Source organism: Lactiplantibacillus sp. B652, from assembly GCF_023806745.1.
Lineage (GTDB): Bacteria > Bacillota > Bacilli > Lactobacillales > Lactobacillaceae > Lactiplantibacillus > Lactiplantibacillus pentosus.
This window is the reverse complement of record NZ_JAMSKY010000006.1, coordinates 1-18,409: the sequence shown is the minus strand read 5'-3', so window position 1 is coordinate 18,409 and position 18,409 is coordinate 1. Positions and strand designations below refer to the sequence as shown.

At 49.7% G+C, this 18,409-nt stretch carries 12 protein-coding genes; 6 read left to right on the top strand and 6 right to left on the bottom strand.

The window, feature by feature from the left end; all coding sequences use genetic code 11:
• Positions 1-67: 67 nt before the first annotated feature.
• The gene (locus tag MZO40_RS08625; RefSeq protein WP_050339776.1) at positions 68-1,108 is read left to right on the top strand and encodes an aldehyde reductase; all 1,041 of its coding nucleotides are present in this window, start codon (positions 68-70) and stop codon (positions 1,106-1,108) included.
• A 455-nt stretch (positions 1,109-1,563) separates the two neighbouring features.
• On the opposite strand, the gene MZO40_RS08620 is transcribed toward MZO40_RS08625, so the two are convergent.
• The gene (locus MZO40_RS08620) at positions 1,564-2,517 is read right to left on the bottom strand and encodes an aldo/keto reductase family oxidoreductase (RefSeq protein WP_105961367.1); all 954 of its coding nucleotides are present in this window, start codon (positions 2,515-2,517) and stop codon (positions 1,564-1,566) included.
• Positions 2,518-2,629: 112 nt separating this feature from the next.
• Complete coding sequence (locus MZO40_RS08615) at positions 2,630-4,102, bottom strand: MDR family MFS transporter (protein ID WP_105961366.1); 1,473 nt, start codon at positions 4,100-4,102, stop codon at positions 2,630-2,632.
• 117 nt (positions 4,103-4,219) lie between these two features.
• On the opposite strand from MZO40_RS08615, the gene MZO40_RS08610 reads away from it, so the two are divergent.
• Positions 4,220-4,819 (top strand): TetR/AcrR family transcriptional regulator, encoded by a 600-nt coding sequence (locus tag MZO40_RS08610; RefSeq protein WP_105961365.1) that lies wholly within the window; start codon positions 4,220-4,222, stop codon positions 4,817-4,819.
• 1,133 nt (positions 4,820-5,952) lie between these two features.
• Here MZO40_RS08610 and MZO40_RS08605 read toward each other — a convergent pair.
• Complete coding sequence (locus MZO40_RS08605) at positions 5,953-6,891, bottom strand: ABC transporter substrate-binding protein (protein ID WP_050339928.1); 939 nt, start codon at positions 6,889-6,891, stop codon at positions 5,953-5,955.
• 257 nt (positions 6,892-7,148) lie between these two features.
• Between MZO40_RS08605 and MZO40_RS08600 the strand changes: the two genes are divergently transcribed.
• From MZO40_RS08600 to MZO40_RS17440, 4 genes are read left to right on the top strand one after another with little or no spacing between them, the layout of a single operon-like run.
• A complete protein-coding gene (locus MZO40_RS08600) occupies positions 7,149-7,943 on the top strand; it encodes an ABC transporter ATP-binding protein (protein ID WP_088770695.1) in 795 nt (264 codons plus the stop codon).
• Complete coding sequence (locus tag MZO40_RS08595; protein WP_088770694.1) at positions 7,940-8,938, top strand: iron ABC transporter permease; 999 nt, start codon at positions 7,940-7,942, stop codon at positions 8,936-8,938. Before MZO40_RS08600 ends, MZO40_RS08595 begins: the two co-directional genes overlap by 4 nt.
• The gene (locus tag MZO40_RS08590; RefSeq protein WP_105961363.1) at positions 8,935-9,930 is read left to right on the top strand and encodes an iron ABC transporter permease; all 996 of its coding nucleotides are present in this window, start codon (positions 8,935-8,937) and stop codon (positions 9,928-9,930) included. The genes MZO40_RS08595 and MZO40_RS08590 overlap by 4 nt, the downstream gene beginning before the upstream one ends.
• Before the next feature lie 30 nt (positions 9,931-9,960).
• Positions 9,961-10,083 carry a hypothetical protein gene (locus tag MZO40_RS17440; protein WP_260209097.1) on the top strand — a complete coding sequence of 41 codons (123 nt, stop codon included), beginning with the start codon at positions 9,961-9,963 and terminating at the stop codon, positions 10,081-10,083.
• Between the two features lie 102 nt (positions 10,084-10,185).
• On the opposite strand, the gene MZO40_RS08585 is transcribed toward MZO40_RS17440, so the two are convergent.
• The 3 genes from MZO40_RS08585 to MZO40_RS08575 all read right to left on the bottom strand — a co-directional run bounded on the left by MZO40_RS08585 (position 10,186) and on the right by MZO40_RS08575 (position 18,218).
• Positions 10,186-10,932, bottom strand: coding sequence for an SDR family oxidoreductase (locus MZO40_RS08585; protein ID WP_122211145.1), 747 nt, complete (start codon positions 10,930-10,932; stop codon positions 10,186-10,188).
• 21 nt (positions 10,933-10,953) lie between these two features.
• On the bottom strand, positions 10,954-11,505 hold the full coding sequence (locus tag MZO40_RS08580; RefSeq protein ID WP_105961362.1) for a sugar O-acetyltransferase: 552 nt from the start codon (positions 11,503-11,505) through the stop codon (positions 10,954-10,956).
• Positions 11,506-11,834: 329 nt separating this feature from the next.
• Positions 11,835-18,218 (bottom strand): mucin-binding protein, encoded by a 6,384-nt coding sequence (locus tag MZO40_RS08575; protein WP_252133223.1) that lies wholly within the window; start codon positions 18,216-18,218, stop codon positions 11,835-11,837.
• Positions 18,219-18,409: the final 191 nt, after the last annotated feature.

Genomic DNA, 18,409 nt, shown 5'->3' with positions numbered 1-18,409 from the left:
TCCATTGTAAGATACTAGCACAGACGTTACAAGTGTAACAGTTAAAAACAAATTTGGAGGCATTCTCATGCAAAAACAATTAGTCGTCGTCACCGGTGGTAGTGGTTTTATCGCGATTCACATTATTCGTCAATTATTACAACAAGGTTATGCCGTTCGCACCACGGTCCGCGCCCTGGACAAGGCGCCAGTCATCAAGGAAATGCTGCGTAACGGTGGAATCACCGACTTCTCATCGCTTGAAATCGTCGTGGCGGACCTCGCTAGCGACGACCACTGGCCAGAAGTCATGGCAGGTGCCACTTACACGATCGACGTCGCTTCACCAACACCGAAACTTAATTTCAAAAACAAAGCTGAAATGATTCGTCCAGCCGTGGATGGCGTGCGCCGGGTGCTGGCCGCAAGTCGTGATGCCGGTGTCAAACGAGTCGTCTTAACCTCTGCATACGGCGCCATTTTTGCCGGTCACAAGCATCGGACGACCCCGTACACTGAAGAAGACTGGTCCAACTTGGACTGGAAAGAGATTCACCCCTATCAAGAATCGAAAACGCGGGCAGAATTAGCGGCTTGGGACTTTATTCAGCATGACGGGCGCGGTTTGGAATTAACGACCGTCAACCCCGTGGCTGTCATGGGCCCAGTCCTGTCCGCAAAATATTCGCACTCTAATATTCAGATTCAACAATTCTTAGAAGGCCAAGTGAAAGCCGTGCCGAACGTTGATTCCGGTTACGTCGACGTTCGAGATGTCGCCAGTCTACACTTGCTAGCGATGACCGCACCACAGGCAAACGGCGAGCGCTTCCTCGCGACGACGGGTGAAACGCTATCGATGTTAGATGTCGCCAATATCTTACGTGAGTCGCTGCCAGCCTTTGCTAGTCAGCTGCCAACCAAGACGATCCCCAATGCCGTCGTTAAACTTGCCGCTAAAGCTCGTCCTGATTTACGGATGGTCGCTTCACTAGTGGGAACTTATGCGGGCACCAGCAATCATAAGGCCCAGACATTACTAGACTGGCATCCGCGCCCCGCTGCGGAATCTATTATCGCGACTGCCCAATCCATGATTGATTTGGGCATCGTGAAGGCACCACACTAAGCCATTGCACCAGCGATAGATCAAGCACCAGCCCCCTGTTTTGGACTAGCACTGGCTTAGGCGCTCTGCCGTATGTATTGCACAAACATCAACTTTGATGCGAGTCCTCAATTTTACGCAACCACTAGATTAGATGTAAACACGCCACTTTACACGAACGTCGGATCAAGCGCCGGCACTCAGCTTTACACGAACACCAGATTAGGCACCGTCATTGTCTCTGCACGAACACCATATCAAGCGCCGGTACTCAACTTTGCCCCGGACACTCAGTTTGAATTGCCAAATATCATTCAGCTAAGGTTTGCCGTAGCAAAACATCGACCCCAGTTGAGCGTGACTCCCGCTGTCAATGCAATTGACCATAAAAAACGATATTCAAAAATCCCCATGTGGATAACTGCTAAAGTAACCAGTTATCCACATGGGGATTTTATTTCAGTTTCACATCATGATTAAGGCAAATCGTTGCCCGCCGCAAAGTAAACGTCGTACCATTCTTGGCGTGTCAATGTGACGTCAGCACCCGCAATACTCTCATCAAGGTGTTGCGGATTCATTGACCCTAAAATGACTTGCATATTAGCTGGATGCCGTAAGATCCAGGCCGTCGCAATCGCATTCTTGGTCACACCGTATTGGTCGGCTAACGCTTGTAATTTCTTGTTCAGTTCTGGAAACTTCGGATTGTCGATGAAGGTCCCCGCAAACATCCCGTATTGATATGGCGACCAAGCTTGAATCGTCATGTGATGCAGCCGCGAATATTCAATGATTTCCCCATCATGATTGAGGCTAGCCGCATCTTGCATATTGGTATGCAGCCCAAACTGGATGGGACCCGTGTGCATTACGCCAAATTGTAGTTGGTTAATCATTAACTTCTGACTCACCGCAGCCTGTAACATCTCGACTTGCATGGGATTAAAGTTGGAAACCCCAAAGTGACGTACTTTACCGGAAGCTTGCAATTCATCAAACGCTGCGGCTACTTCAGCGGGATCCATCAATGGGTCTGGCCGGTGCAATAGAAATGCATCGAGGTAGTCCAGTTGCATCCGTTGCAAGATTTTATCGATCGTCGCAATCAAATGTTGTTTTGAAAAATCATACCGTTGCCCAAAGACTAATTCGCCGGCGCTCTTCTTCGGGTCCAGGACAATGCCACCCTTGGATTGAATGAAGAAGTCTTCTCGCTTCAAGCCTGATTGCTTTAACGCCTGTCCGAAGATTCGCTCCGAATCACCATTACCATAAATATCCGCGGAATCAATATAGTTAATGCCCCGGTCATGAACTTGCGCCAAGACATTGGCCGCTGCGCTGGGGTCCAACCGCACCATCCGCATGATTCCTAACGCAACTGCGGACGCTTTGAGCTGACTCGCGCCAATTTGAATTGTTTTCATAAATTTCGTCTCCCTTTCGATGAATTATATTAAAGCATCTGCCAACGAGACTAATATAGTCGTTAGAGTCAGCTATAAGTCAAGCGTGAATTTTAAATTTGTGAGTGGCCGGCTATTTTTCTGTCCTTAGTTTGTTCGTTAACAGTAGCGTCGGTAAAATAATGACTAGCGCTGCGACGGCAATCACGAGGAAGCCCTGTTGATAGCCAGCCAACCGAATCGCCGCTAAATGGGTAGCCGTAAATGCTTGTAGGTGAGTCGCATTCACGTGGTAGGCACCGGAATTCAGATGCTGCTTGAATATAGCGACTTGATGCGTTAAATACTGCGTTACGATCGTTGTAATCAAGGCCGAGCCAAACGCGCTACCGATATTCTGGATAATACGAGTCCCAATCGTCGCTGCGGGTACTTGCTTTGGCTGCATGCCCGTGTACGCATCCGCCATTAACGGCATCAAAATTCCACCAGCGCCAATGCCACGAATAAACAACACGACTCCCATGATCCAGTAAGCGGTATGTTGTCCAAACCAATAAAACGGCAATGTCCCAATACAAGTAATAATGACACTAACTAACACCACGTACTTCGCCCCAATTTGATCAGTCAACTTACCGGTCAGCGTCCGAGATACTAACATCCCTAACCCTTGGGGAACCAGTGCCAAAGCAGCCATCACCACACTCATACCACGCACATTTTGAAAATAAAGTGGCAAGAGTAACATCGCACCATTCAAAACAGTGCCGGCAACAAATAATCCTAGCCCAGAGCCAATAAATGACTTAAAAGCAAACAGTTGCAGCGGAACAACCGCTCGTCCCTTTTTCCATGCCGCCCAACCAACATAGCCAATCAAAGCAGCTATCCCAAGTGCAAGCATTTCAAGGCTCGTTTGGTTGTCGAAGCTAGTCGTGTGCGCAATATTCACCAAACTATAGATGATTGCACTAGACGCGACGATCAACAATAGAATACCGATGAAGTCCATTTTTGCTTGACGATTTTGAGCTGGGTAGTGCGGCATTTTCCAGACGATTAAGACCAACGAAAGGATGACAATTGGAACATTAATCCAAAAAATCCAATGCCACGAAGTCACTTTAATGATAATGCCACCAATGACTGGCCCAACCAGTGGTCCAAGAATCATCGGTAAGCCAACTGTTGCCATCATTTGGCCCATAACCGCTGCACCTGCTGTCTGCACAAGTAACGTTGTCAATAACGGCATAATCAGTCCGCCGGCAAAGCCTTGTATGAGACGCGCCAGAATTAACAATTGAATACTTGGCGCCAGCGCGGCAAAAATCGATCCCAGGCCAAATAAGACCTCACCAGCCATAAAAACGGCCTTCCCATCAAATTTATCTAACAGCCAGCTAGAAAATGGTACTGCGACTCCGGTTGCCAATAAGTAGCCAGTGACCGCCCACTGCACGGTGGTCACATTAGTATCAAAGCTGTTCACTAAATCATTGATTGCGATGTTAATCATCGTCGAATCCAATAATGGTGCCATTGCACCGAACACAACGACCCATGCGATCGTCATTGTTGACTTCGAAATTTTAGTTTTCATATTTCCTCCTAATTAAGAAACTTGAAGTATCTTATTTTCATAACTGGTATAATACGCTGTATAAAGAAAAAGTCAATAAGAAACTTTTAGTTTCTTATTGACGAAAGGAGTAAGTTTATGACAGAAACGCGTCGTCGCGGGGCCGAATTGGAAAAAGCTATTTTTCAAGCTACGCGCGAAATTTTAAGCAAAGATGGCATCGAACAACTTAGTTTTGCTACTATCGCTGAACGTGCGGGTACTAGTAAACCTGTACTCTATCGACGCTGGCATTCACCACTGGAGTTAGCTATCGCTGCCATTCAAGATCAAATCGTTACTGAAAATCATGGTCGATTGGATGAACTCGAATTAACTGGAACAACACTTACCGAAGACTTATCACAAGTTCTTAAACGATACATCGTTAGCATCGACACATTCAATCAGGCGGCAGTCATCACTTGGTTTCAACACGTTGACCAGCCAAGTAATCCTGAAGTTCAGGCGCTACTTGAATCCGTTAAGGCCATCGACGCGCACGCCATCGATCGTGTCTGTCAGCGGGCCCAAAAGCGCGGTGAGCTAAAAGCGGGGACACTTCCAAATGAATTAAAATTATTGCCTTTCGATTGGCTTCGTTATCGGGCTTTTACCAACGAACCAATCACAGATGCAACGCTAAAATTTCTAATTGATGACTTATTAGTTCCTGCCTATTATCACGTATTGGGCTAATCAGGTTGAGACATGTTAACAACAGACGTAGCCGCACCTGCCACGATGATTTAGTTTTCCATCTTTGTCCATTAAGTCGATGCTTGTAACCACTATTTGGCAAAACGCTGTGTCATAAGTCAGCGGCTACACAAGCAAATAGGACGAGCAACCAAAATTCGGTTGCTCGTCCTATTTGCTGACGTCTGTATTTTTAGCTGGCCCCGTACGACCAGTTTCATGATGTTGAATACCATGGCGACGATTTCGACTTCTCCGATGGCTCGCTCGAAGCCACGCACCCAGAAACGATTAACTCCGAAAAGACGCCTTCAACTTACCCAAAATTGGTTCAACATCAACCTTACCTTGAACATAGAGCCGACCAGTTTCTGAACTGCAAGCAAGGCACACATCCTCGCCTTAAGCCCCCTCCTTTTTGTGAGTACCCAAATCGCCATTGAGAATATTTCTGGTTATCACCTGCTGTTTAAGCACATTTCGTCTACATCCCCGCTATTTGGACCTACTCCGGACACATTCAATCACTAGAATAATACTAAAAAAGCCAAATGTACCTATGGAGTAGCGGATCAATTGCGTTAAATAGTTAACCCAATCATATGGTCGCTTGTTAAAACAATCAATACCGCCCTTCACGACAAACAATAAGACAAAGTCAAATATCAACATAAATTTATTGACATCTATAAAACCATTAATTTGGTTTTGATATCGTAAATAGACTTTTTTTCAATCTTGACCCCCTCAAAAACTAATGCCTCACAAATCTGCGTAATACCGTCATATTAACAAATCATCCGTCAACTATCTACATCGTTATTATTACACGCGAGTCATTATTCTCCCTTTGAAAATCACTCGTCTGTTGACCTGTTATCCGACTAAAAAGCACAAATAATGAAAGCTAACATGACAAACTATTTTTATCAGGTGGGGACAAACTGAAGCATGAAACTTCCAAAAAAATCGACTGATAAGCATCATTAACGATGCTTATCAGTCGATCTTGAGTGGGCAAAGCCGGTTGAATTCGCGTTCTCAAACAGGACATAACGTGCTTGGCATGGGTACGTTCGCCCAGCCAAATCTCATTTTCCGAACCCGAATCCTCTAGAATAACGACCTAACCACTACTTCAACAAGTCCTTCTTCACCATATCAATCATTTGTGAATAGGCAATTGGGCCAGAATACTGCCAACTGCTGCTATCGCCGTACTGGTACAGATGCTTGTTCTTAACGGCTTTGATATTTTTCCACAGTGGGTCCTTAAACAGGGCGGCCCCCTTCTGGCTGTTGACTAAGAAAATGTCGTCCGCATCCAACTTAGCGAGCTTCTCCAATGAAACTGCCGACCAGTCCGCAGTCGCGGATTTAGAAACTTGTTTGACCAAGCTAGGCTCACCGAGCTTCAAATCACCGTACAATAGTGCGCCGCTGGCAGAACTGTCATTGACCATGTAAGCCGTATTATTGGTCACCCACAGGACGGCGACTTTATGTTGGCCTGATTTCTTCAACGCCTTACGAGTGGTCGCAACCTTCTGATCGTACTTGGCGAGCACCTTTTTGGCCTTGGCCTGTCGATTGACCGCCTTGGCCACGTCTAAGAAAGTCTGGCGCCAAGTTACATTAGTCCCATTCTTCACGACGTAGGTCGGCGCGATTTTGCTGTATTGGGCGTACTTGCCATTCGCGACCGCGCTACTCGTACCCATCAGAATTAAATCCGGCTTGGCTTTCGTCACCGCTTCATAGGGTAAGGAATAATCAATCAACGGAACGCCCTTTAACGATTTCTTCAAATATTCCTGCGTGCCACTCCCGTTTTTGACCGACCACTGCACGACCGGCTTGATGCCGAGGGCGACTAAATCATCTTCTAAGTAACTCCCAATCACGCGTTTGGGATGCTTCGGTACTTTGACCTTATGTTTTAAGTAATCTGTGCGCGTCACCGTCGTCGAACTGGTCTGCTTCGTAGTCCCACAAGCGCCTAATAATAGGCTGCACGCGAGCCCCACGACTAACCCTAACTTGATTCCCTGCCACCGTTTTACCAATCTCATTGCCACCTTTCCGTCATTACTCAAATTATTAGTGAAAACACTATCAATTGTCAACAAAAACATTTAAAATGTAACTATTCATCGATATAAAAGATGAATAAAACCACGTTAAACCGGCATTGTCTATTAATAGTTCAATTAAGATTTAATAAAACTAGATTGTGTACAACTAAACAAAGTCCAATTAAGTGAACGCTTACACTTTTTTACATAGTATCCCTGCACTAGTACGCAATTTTTCGAAAGGAAGTCTATCTGTGAATACGATTGAAGCACAAAATGTCTGCCTTGGTTATGGCACCAAAGTCATCGTCGACCAACTCTCACTGACCATTCCACAGGGCCAAATCACCACCTTGATTGGCCCCAATGGTAGTGGCAAGTCGACACTGATCCGGTCAATTGCCCACCTGTTGAAACCAACCACTGGCGTTATCTTACTCGACCATCAGAACATCCAACATATCAAGAGTAAGGCCTTTGCCAAAAAGATTGCGGTCCTGCCGCAAACGAACCAATCGGCCAACGACTTAACCGTCGACGAACTCGTCACCTTTGGCCGCTTACCTTATCGGCACCCATTGAGCAGTCTCAGTGCCACGGACCACGAGAAGATTGAGTGGGCGTTGACACAAGCTAGTCTGCAGGACCTCCGCGATCGGCCACTCAGCACTTTATCTGGTGGGCAGCGCCAGCGTGCTTGGATTGCCATGGCAGTCGCTCAAGATACCGAGACGATTATCTTGGATGAACCGACGACCTACCTAGACCTGACCCATCAATTGGAAGTCATGCAGCTCGTTCAACAGCTCAATCAGCAGGCCCACCGGACGATTATTATGGCCTTGCACGACTTAAATCACGCCGCCCGCTTCTCAGACCAACTGATTGCGCTCAAGGACGGTCACGTCTTAGCGCACGGCCCGGTTGCGAGCGTTATGACGGCTGCTAATCTAAAAACGATTTTTAATATCGACGCGACCCTAGTCGATTACCAAGGGACGCCATTAATCCTGACCTACAACGGTTGTCAAGGGGCGGTCCATTCATGAAAACGACGACTAAAACTTGGCTCGTTCTTGGGCTCAGCGTTGGCGTCCTGTTAATTGTCATGTTATTAAGTCTCAGATTCGGCGCGGACCAAGTACGAACCGCAACCGTTTGGCAAGCGTTGACGGCTTCTAAGACTACGACCCTCAATCAGCAAATCATCCGCCATATTCGGGTGCCGCGCGTACTGGGGGCGGCGTTGATTGGTGCGGCCCTCGCTGGCAGTGGTGCGCTGATGCAGGCAGTGACGCGTAATCCGTTAGCGGACTCCGGTCTGCTGGGCATTAACGCCGGCGCCGGCTTGATGCTGACGCTCTGTCTCGCATTTTGGCCGCACCTCTCGACCTTACAAACGACTGGATGGGCCGTGGTCGGTGCCGCAGTGAGCGCCGGTCTGATTTTTATGATCAGTACCGCCCGCCACGTGCAACTCGACCCAACAATTCTCGTCTTGGCCGGTATCGCCATCAGTAGCCTGCTGACGGCCATTAGTGAAGGCCTAGCCCTTGTCTTGCAGCTCAAACAAGACTTGGCCTTCTGGTATTTTGGGGGTCTCGGCGCCGTTAGCTGGTCTCAGCTGAACTTATTAGGACCCGGACTAGTAGTCGGACTCCTACTGACCTTACTATTAGCACCCCAGTTAAACCTCGCCTACCTGACTGACGATAACGCGCAAAGTTTGGGCAAAAGCTTGCCCTTATTACGTGGACTCGCACTCGTCTGTGCCGTGATTCTTTCAGGTATTTCCGTCGCGTTAGTCGGCACGATCAGTTTCGTCGGCCTAATGATTCCGCACATGTCGCGCTGGTTAGTCGGGGCCAGTTATCGTTACAGTATGCCACTGACCCTGATCTTGGGTGCAACTTTGACGGTTGGCGCTGATTTGATTGCACGCCTCGTCAACCCACCCCACGAAACGCCATTCGGAATCATCATTTCACTGATTGGGGTGCCGTGCTTTATCTACTTGGCACGAAAGGAGTCGACGACCGCATGAGCCAAAGACAACGTTTAATCACTTGGACGCTGGCATTAGTCGTCATCATCGGCTGCTTAGCGGTTCTCAACCTGAGTACCGGAAGTATGGCGATTGGTTGGTCCGCGCTCGTCAAATTACTGAGTGGGCAAGGTTCCGCGACTGATACACTCGTATTACTGAACTTTCGGCTTCCACGAATCGTCCTCGCCATCATCGTCGGCTGGGCCTTGGCATTAGCCGGCAACGTGCTCCAGACACTGACGAATAATCCAATGGCCGATCCGAGCCTATTAGGCATCAATAACGGTGCGGGACTGGCGGTTATGCTGTTGATTATTAGCGCGGGCACTAACCCGGCACTAACTTTTAGCCTGCCCATCGTGGCATTACTCGGCGCATGGGGCAGCACCGGCCTGATTTTTCTACTTGCAAACCAGCCCCAACGCGGCCTATCATCCAAACGCCTGTTACTGGTCGGCGTCGCCTTATCAGGATGTTTTTCAGCCTTGATGGTTCTAATGACACTCGAATTATCACCTGATAACTATCAATTTGTGATGAACTGGCTGGCCGGTAGCCTCTGGGGAACGGCTTGGTCCTACATTGGCTGGGCATTACCGTGGTTGATTGGCGGCAGCCTGATTCTATTCGCCCAACTGCCCGTCCTGGACGCCTTCACGTTAGGTTCCACCACTGCACAAACCCTAGGCATCAACTTAAAACATCGCCAGCTCGGCTTAATCAGCGTCGCTGCGATGCTGGCAGGTGTGAGCGTCGCCATCAGTGGCGGTATCAGCTTCATCGGTCTCATCACGCCTAACCTAGCGCGCCGCATCGTCGGTCCCCGGCAGCGTTACCAGTTGCCACTGGCCGGCTTATTAGGGAGCGCACTATTATTGGCGGCTGACACGCTCGGTAAACTGATCACCACGACGACGGAACTCCCCGCTGGCGTGCTAGTCGCGCTGATTGGCGCACCGTACTTTATTTATTTGTTGGTGCGGGGGTAAATACGGACGCGTGTGGGACGCTTAGGATTGATGGAAATTTTAGCAATTATTGAGTTACGTACGACCCCTGATTCTGCTTGGATTGTGGAATTAGGGGCCGTTTTTGATTGTTCCGTCACTCGAATAACATCTGGCGACCAGCATCACAACTAATTGTATGGACTTCACTTGCTTGCTCAAAAAAACGTGTCCTGACTATCATCAATCAATAGTTAGGACACGCTTTTTACTAGCGCATCATTTTTTGATTTAAAATTAAACTTCCTGTTGTGCCGGCCGTACCAACACTTCACTAATCGCAACGTGCTTAGGTTGGTCAATCGCAAATAACACGGCGTTTGCAATGTCTTCCGGATTCAACGCTAATCCTTTACTGTCATCCGCATTCATTAATTCGCTAATTCCAGCCTGAATCTGGGTGTTGCCAATCGTGTTGACCAGTTCAGTCCGAACCGCACCTGGTGAAACGATTGTTGACCGAATCCCGTGGTTCTTTTCTTCCTGACGTAAGCCTTCCATGATTGCCCGGACCGCATACTTCGTTCCATTATAAACGGCAGATGCTGGGTAAACGACGTGGCCGGCCACTGAATCGGTCGCAATAATCAGACCATCTTGTTGCTTTTGCATGATGGGTAAGACTTCGCCGATACCGTTCAAAACGCCCATGATATTTACGTTTAGCATCATCTGCCATTTGTCATATTCACGGTCACTCAAATTACCCTGGGGCATCGTGCCAGCGTTATTGTATAAGACATCCACGCGGCCAAATTTGCTGACGGCTAGGTCGATCAGTGCTTTGACTTGTGCTCGGTCAGTCACGTCCGTCACTTGATAGACGGCATTGTCGCCAATCGTTTGACTTAATTTCTGTAACCGATCTTCACGGCGAGCACCCAACACAACTTTAGCCCCCTTCGACGCGAGTAATTTTGCAGTGGCAGCGCCAATCCCACTCGATGCACCCGTAATCACGACAACTTTATTTTCAATACTCATAATTTAATCGTCCTCCTAAAATTACCCTTCGATTGTTTTAATGACTTTGGCGGGAACGCCCGCAACCACGGTATTGGCCGGCACTGACTTAGTAACAACTGCACCAGCGCCGACGACCGCATTTTCACCGATCGTGACACCCGCCAGGATTTTAGCACCCGCACCGATCCACGCATTGCGTTCTACTTTAATCGGCTCAACCACGACGGCCCGCCGTTTAGCCGGATCCAAGGGATGGTTCACGGATAACAACATCGCACCGGGGCCAATCAACACGTCGTCTGCCAAGCTAATGCCGCCCAAATCGGTAATCTGAACATTATCGTTGATGTAGACGCGTTTACCGAGTCGCAAGTTACGCCCGTAATCCGTCCACAATGGCAACCGCACTTCCACGGAGTCGTCAATATCTTGACCAGTGATTTCGGACAAGATTTGGCGAATCTCCGGTAATGTCTTAGCCGTATGATTCAATTGGTGAACGCGCCGCTGATTCTCATCAATTACTGGTTGAATTGCCGCGAGCTGCGCCTTATCTAAATATTTAGGTTCGATAAGTCGTCCCTCCTTCATAAGATACGTCTAGTATACGGGCGAGTAGCTATCATGTAAAATACTTATATCAAATGATAATTGATAGCCTTTAAGCATAGTTCGAACGTTTAATCGACGCCACCTATCTGGCAGGCTACCGCAGACTGACAACTGCGAAAAACCAGCGTTAAACTCGAGCACCTCGAAAACGGCGTCCCATCCTATTCCGGTCCAACGTCGCGACTCAATTCGCCCTCTATCATGCAAATACACAAAAACGCCTCACAATCATCAGGAATGGTAACTAGTACCCATCCTGAGCTTGTGAGGCGTTCTAATCTTATTTAAAAACTGTTGAAATTCAGGGCTTATTCATGATGCCGTTTCCGCTTCACGCCACCAAAACCCAACAGGAATGTCGCTAACGTCAACCCGAGCGTCGTTGCCATTAACCCAGACTGCCGGTTATCACTGGTCTGTGGTAGCTGACCGGCTGCGTTGGATTGACGCTGACGAGTCGGTGCCGATGTCGCTTTTACACCCGACTTGATAGCGGCCGTCGCGGGCTTAAGTCGTGCATTAGATTGCTTGGTCTGCGCTGCCTGCCACGAGCGTGCTTGTTTAGTCGTCGTTACTTGAGCAACTTGACCAGTTGACGTTCCCGTTGCCGGTTGCGGTGCTGGGGTCGTTTGACCAGTCTTACCGGGTTGAACGTGGTCATCCGTCTTAACCGTGGTCGTTGATTGACCCGGCTTGGTTGGCTTGACCGGCTTGGTTGTTTCCGTTGGCTTCATCGGTTTGACTGGTTTCGCTGGTTCAGTTGGCTTTACTGGTTCGGCTGGCTTCTCCGGCTTAGTCGGTTGACCTGGCTTCGTTGGCTCAGTTGGTTTGACTGGCTTTGTCGGCTCAGTCGGCTTGACTGGTTCATTCGCTGCATATGTCACCGTTTGAACGTCATCACCACTCGCCGCCGTAATCGTGACAGCTTGGGCCCCGGCCGTTACCGCGTGGTAGCCCGCAAGCGTTGGTGCCGCTAATGCCGTGAACGCCATGGTCGTCGGTGTCCATTCACTATACGTGTTGACACCAGTGACTGCATCACTGACCCCAGAACGGGTGAAGGTCAGCGTTCGTACCGTATCGGCTAATAACGCTTTACCAGCTCGGTCTTGATAATGAATCGTTTGGGTCACGACCTTCGTCAGCTGAGTAGGCGCCGTAATCACCATCTTATTGTGTGCCAAGTAAACGGTGTACGCTTGGACCGCGTCGTCTTGGTCGAAGGTCGCGTCCGCTGGATAATCGCTGCCCATCAAGACATACCCAGCTTGAACGTACGCTGCAATCTGGGCAGTCGTTTGATAGCCGAGTGGCGTCCCAAACGCGCCCGTTAACGTGATTGTCGCGCCTAACTGTTGATTGGTCGTCGCGTCGATATAGGTAACTGTCGTGGTTTCCGTCTTTGCCTGATACGTCACGACCGCTTGCGTATCTGCAGCTGTCGCGCCGACATCGACACTAGTGACGCGCGTGGTATCTGGGGTGTACCCGACAATCGTTGGCGACGTCATCGCGGCGTACGACCCAGTCGTGGCGGCATCAGCTGTCAGCCAATCGCTGTAAGCCACTTGTTGGCTGACTTGGTCAACCGTTGCATTGCGATAAAAGGCGACGGTTTGCGTGACCGTGGGTGCAGCGGTACTTCCATCCGTGTAAACGTACGTGATCGTGCGCTGTTTGCTCATCGTCAAGTCCGCGCTACCAGTACCAGCTGGATATTTGGGGCCATCGGGATTATCGCCATCGATGGGCTGTCCCGGCGTTCCGGGTTCACTCGGCGTTACCGTCGTCAAATGGTGCGTTAGTTTGACCGTATAGTTACGTGGTGTGCCCACTTGGTCGAATTGGATACCGGTCGTTGGGACGTCATTGTCCACTAATTGATAGCCCTGTTGCTCGTAAGCCGTAATCTGTGTAGCTGGTGAATAAGTGCTCGTCGTGCCATAGTCACCGGTCACGGGAGTCGTCGTCAGCGTCTGCCCACCAGTGGCATCGATAAACGTCACCGTTGCTGTCATCGCTTGTGGGGCATACGTAATCACGATGGTTTGCGGTTGGTTCTGGCTAGTCAGCGTCGTTGCCGCCACTTCGTCAGAACTAGCCTGATAACCAGTAATCGTTGGTGATGTCACTGCTGCAACGCCGGCACTTTGGCCAGTTGCCACGGTCCAATCGCTATAGGTCAACTGATCGCCAGTCACCATGTCAAAGGTCGCCGTACGGTCAAAGGTGACCGACTGTTGGACGGGCGTTGCCGCCTGCGTCCCATCAGCATATTGATAATCGATCGTCCGCGTGACTGTCTTTTGTAAATCAGTTTGCGCCGTGCCAGCGGGATACTTAGGTCCATCTGGATTGGTCGGGTCAATCGCACTGCCAGGGGTTCCGGGATGGTCGACACTCACCGTCACCCGCTGATGCGCAAGCTTAATGGTATAAACCGGTTGGCCCTCAGTGTAAACGAGCTGGTCTGGCAAATCCGAGGCGGTCAAAATGTAGCCGAGTTGCGTGTACTGAGCAATATCGGCTGTAGCGTTATAGTCAGCCACATCGCCGTAATAACCATTCAGTGGGACGCTCTTTAAGACCGTGTTGCCGGCCGTTTCGTCAACAAACTGCACGGTGATGCTTTCGGGATTAGCCGCATATGTCACCGTTGTCGCCAACGCTTCGCCGACTTTGGTGGCCGTTGCTGCAGCCACCGTTGCGATATCGGGCGTATACCCGACGAGCGTCGGTGACGTTACGGCAGCATAGGTCGCATCCGCCGTCGTCCAATTGCCATACGATAACACGGTCTGGTCAACGGTATCGACCGTGGCCGCGCGTGTATAAGCGACCGTTTGGACTTGGTCATCCGCTGCTTTAGTCTGATCAGCGTACACGTAATGAATCGTCCGCTGACTGGTCTGCCGCAACGTATCAGGGTCGACACTACCCGGCTGATCGACCGTGACCGTCTGAGTGCCATGTGCTAGTTCAATGACATAATCATTTCCAGTAGCGCCAAACGTGATACCGGTCGTCGGTACGCCGTTTGAAACGAGCACGTAACCGGCTTTGACGTAGGCCGCAATTTGGTCTGCGGGTGAATAGGTCGCCGTCGACCCGTAGCCACCGGTCAATTGCACGGTCGTCCCGAGTGGTTGGTTAGTGGTTGTATCCATGAAGGTGACCGTCGCCGTTTCCTTGTTCTGCTGATAAATGTAAACGACTTGGCCGCCTACATCGCTCAACGTGCCATTCGGGGCGTAGCCAGTATCATCAGAAACGAGCGTGTAGCCAGTCTTGGCGGCGCCAGTTGTCGAATAGGTCAAATAGTCAGCAGCCGTGCGGTCCGTGCCATGCGTGACCGTCCCAGTTGCCGTGGTCGCTAAGTGATAGGTCCCGCTAGCCGCATCATAATCTTGATACTGATACACAACCGTGATATCGCCGACCATTAGCTTGCCAGGAACGATCGTAATGTCGTAGTTATCATTGACCGCCGCACTCGTTAACGTGGCCGTCACCGTTTCAGTTCCGGGTTCCGTCAAGCCAGCCGTTAATGTGTAGCCCAAGGTTTGGCCCGTGACGACGTTGCTGACGGCTGGCGTGATATTTTGTTCTTGTCCATTGGCCCACAGAACCGTGTCTGGTAGCGTGATGGTCGCTGGCCGTTTGGTAATCGTATACGTGCCGCCAGCATTGACCTTGTTTGCAATCAACAAGCCCGGATTAGCCGCAGCCAATGCCGCCATCCCCGTCGCATTCAAGGTCACGGCGTAAGCACCAACATTTTGCTCAAGCGCCGTCACATCCACATCAGTCACTGGCACCGTGTAGGCCGTCGTACCAGTCACAGCCGTTGCCGTACTATCAACGGACCAAGTACTTGGGGCCGTGTATTCCGTCGGCAAGTAAACCGTGTAACTGCTTGGGTCAGTCGTCGCATCGTTGTCATACACTTTAGTCGCCGGTGCCATCGTAATTGCGGCCGTCGTGTCCGTGCTGGTGGTCGTGACGTAGCGTTGGTAAGTGACGGTGTAAGTGCTCGGATCATCACCATCATACGTTTGTGTTGCCGCTACCGCACTCACATTCAGATAATAGGTCACGCCGTCTTTATCAATCGTGGTGGGCAATTTGGCTAGTGGTACGTACGTCGCACCACTATCACCGGTATAGGTGACCTGCCCTAAATCCGTCCCGTCCGTGCTGACTAATTGGTAAGTATCTGTAATTGACTTTGCTGACAGTTTGTAGCTGTATAAATAGTTAGTAAAGCCACTACTAATCGTTACGGCATCCGCGATTCCCAACGCATCGGCAACACTGTCGATATTGGTATAACTCTGCAAGTTGAGCGAGTAGCTCCCCTCATTTTTATCAGGATCATCAGTCACATACACAACTGCCGAATCAGGGCTTGAGACTTGGTTACCAATCAGGCCACTCGTGACACCACTACTTTGTACCGCAATCGTTGGCAATAATGTATAAATCAATGACTCAAACGCATTACCGTTGTATACCACCGTTTGATCAAAATGTACCTGAAAAGTTTGCCGTCCCTTGTAATCAGTCAATTGCGTAACCGTTAAACCCTGATAAGTCACATCATGCGTCGTTAACATCGTTTCAATAGCGGCAGTCAAAGTAGCGACTGGGTCAGTTGCCACTTGCAGTTTGCCATCACTAGCCGTACTTGCCACTTTAAACCCCGCGGGTACGATCACATATTCCGTCAAATTATCCACAGTTAATTGACCGCTGGCGGCCACTTGAGCCATATTGAGTAATGGCAATACCAAGTACAACCCTTGACCATATGACAAATCGATGCCTTTAGTTCGCGCATGTGAGATGGTCAGGACCGTTACTGGGCTTTCGTAACTAGCCTGAGCGCCAAAGTTATTCGGAGACAGGTTAACTGTCGAGCTGGCCTTAACCAATACAACACCGTCACCAACGTTATCACGGTCAAACGTCATACCAGTATTCAAACTGGTTAAATCAGCCAACGCCGCATCCGTCAGTGTAATCGTATATTGACCAATAACGGCCGTATTAACCGCAGTCGAATAGGTGGTATCCGCAACTGGAACACTATACACGATTGAATCAGTTTCCGAATCGTCGTAATACACCTTCCAATCACTCGGAACAACCACTGAACGACTATTAACCGTGACTTGTACGGTGCTGGTCGTCTTATTGACCGTCACCGTCGAAGCGCCCATGGTGATAATATCGTGACTCGCAATCGTTAAAGTCCCCGTCACGACGGTATCTGCAGTAATGGCCTCATTCGGATTAGCCTGTTGCAACGCCGTCATGCCTTGGTCTGAGAGGACTAATTGATAAGTTCCAGAAGCCGTTGCGGTCGGAACCGTGATATCACCACTGGCGCTCGCAATGCTGTAAGTGTTAGTGGTCCCATCCGTCGCCGTACTCGTTAACGTCCAATCGCTTGGAACGTTGTACTGACTCGGAACCGTAATCGTATAAGTGCTTGGTTTGGCATCCCCATAGTCAATGCTGGTCGAGCCAATCGTAATCGTCGAACTCGGAACTGGCGCCTGCGTGATCGTCAACGTCCCAGTGACCACGTTAGCGGCCGTAATATCGGCGCTACTGTTCGCCTGTGCGAGTTTATCCAACCCGGTCGTTGAGAACGCAATTGCGTAAGTTCCAACGCCAGCGCTAAACGAGGTGGTGTCGATGTCTGTTAGGTCAGTGACCGTATAAACGTTCGCCGTACTCGTCGCTGCCCAATCAGCGGGCGCCTTAGTGCCATCCGCCAACGTGACGGTGTACTGATTAGGTGTCGTCGTTTTGCCATCATAGGCTTTGGTCGCATCATTGAGTGTCGCCACGGTGACGGCCGCGCTGCGAGCACGCATTAAGCCTGATTGCTGTGACAAAACTGCCGCGATGGTATTTTTGGCAGCGGTTTGCATCGTTTGGTCGGTAGCCGTTTTGACGTCACTGGTAGCCAAGGCTTCAGTCGCAGTTTCCGCTAAACTGGTGGAATCGGTTGCAGTTGACTGGGTAGTTGTGGTTGACGCTGCATTCTCAGTGGGCGTTTGGTCGTCAGTGGTCTGGCTACTTGCCGTCGATTGACCAGCTGCGTCCGTTTTAGTAGTGGTATCGCCTTGATTGGTTGTGCTGGTCTGCTTTGACGTGCTATCTTGGTCAGTCGCAGTCTTAGCAGCTGTTTGTGTGGCCGTCGTATCAGTTTTGGTGGCATCGGTTGACGTGGCACTAGTCGTTGCAGTATCAGATGTCTTCGCTTTTGAGGTGGTATCAGTCGTTACCGTGGTCTCGCTTGTGCTGTGATCAGCCGTCGCTTTATCTGAATCAGTTGTCGCGGTCTCGGTTGCGGCCGTGGATGAATCAGTGTGACTCGTCGACTGTGCCGTCGTCGCTTCGGTCGCATCCGAATCAGTTGCGGTATTTGATTCGTCAACGCTAGTCGCTTGGCTATGACTAGTGAGCGTGACTGACTGTGCCGTGATACTGGCCGCCGTTGCCCCCTGCTGTGCCGTCGCACTACCCGCCGTATCGTCGGCATGCGCCCGCATCTGAACAATTCCAGTACTTAACGTAAAGGTGCTCAGACCAGCCACCAGCCAGAAACGCCCTTTTTTGTACATTTTATAAGTTCTTTTTTCAGTCAAACGTGCACGTTGTAACCGTCGTTTTTGCATTTTCCATCACCCCAAATCCTTACTCGGTTTTTCACTTTAATCATTTATTTATATATTTCATATTAATGATAAGCATACCGCTTTTACTAATAAACCACCTAATGATTATTGTGATTACAACAAAAAAATAAGTACCCACTCAAGACCATGCTGGTCAAGATGTGGCTACTTATTTAGTCGGTTATGATTGA